This window comes from Desulfosporosinus sp. OT (genome assembly GCF_000224515.1).
Lineage (GTDB): Bacteria > Bacillota > Desulfitobacteriia > Desulfitobacteriales > Desulfitobacteriaceae > Desulfosporosinus.
In genome coordinates this window covers 1-661 of sequence record NZ_AGAF01000103.1, presented here as the reverse complement: position 1 = coordinate 661, position 661 = coordinate 1, and the positions used below count along the sequence as shown (strand labels likewise).

The 661-nt window shown below is 47.4% G+C and carries 1 protein-coding gene; it reads left to right on the top strand.

Annotated features, from left to right (window positions below; genetic code table 11):
- Positions 1–654, top strand: a 654-nt coding sequence (locus tag DOT_RS08885; protein ID WP_009617289.1) for a phosphodiester glycosidase family protein, incomplete at its 5' end; no start/stop codon positions are given.
- Positions 655–661: the final 7 nt, after the last annotated feature.

Here is a 661-nt window from a genome sequence, read left to right as displayed (position 1 = left end):
AATTACAAAGGCAAAGTGATGCTGATCAAGGACCCCACTCGAGTTAAATTGGCAGTTACTAAAGAGATTGGCGTTACGGGAGAGAGGGTCAGCGAACTCGTTAAAGATATGGGAGCCATTGCCGGAATAAATGCCGGCGGGTTTGATGATCCGGAGGGTAAAGGGAATGGTGCTTTTCCTGATGGGTTAACCGTGCAGGACGGGAAATTGGTCTACAATAATGTGGGAGAACGAGAAGTCAATATTGTTGGATTTGATGACCAGGGGAAAATGGTTCTTGGTAACATTACGGCTAAACAACTAGAAATGAAACACATTCGTGACGCTGTTACATTTGTGCCTAATCTTGTCGTTGAGGGTAAATCCGTAGTTTCTGGGGACGGTGGCTGGGGAATTGCCCCACGCACCGGTATAGGCCAAATGGCGGATGGGACCATCATTTTCGTTGTCATTGACGGACGCCAACCTTCTTGGAGTATCGGGGCGACCTTAAGTGACCTTGCGAAGGTCTTTGAGGATTATCATGCCGTGAATGCAGTTAATCTCGATGGCGGTTCTTCCTCAGAAATCTGCTATCAAGGTAAAGTCCTGAATGAACTCCCGAACGTTTTTGGAGAACGCAATGTTCCCACAGCTTTTGTGGTTACGCCTTAGTGGGTGA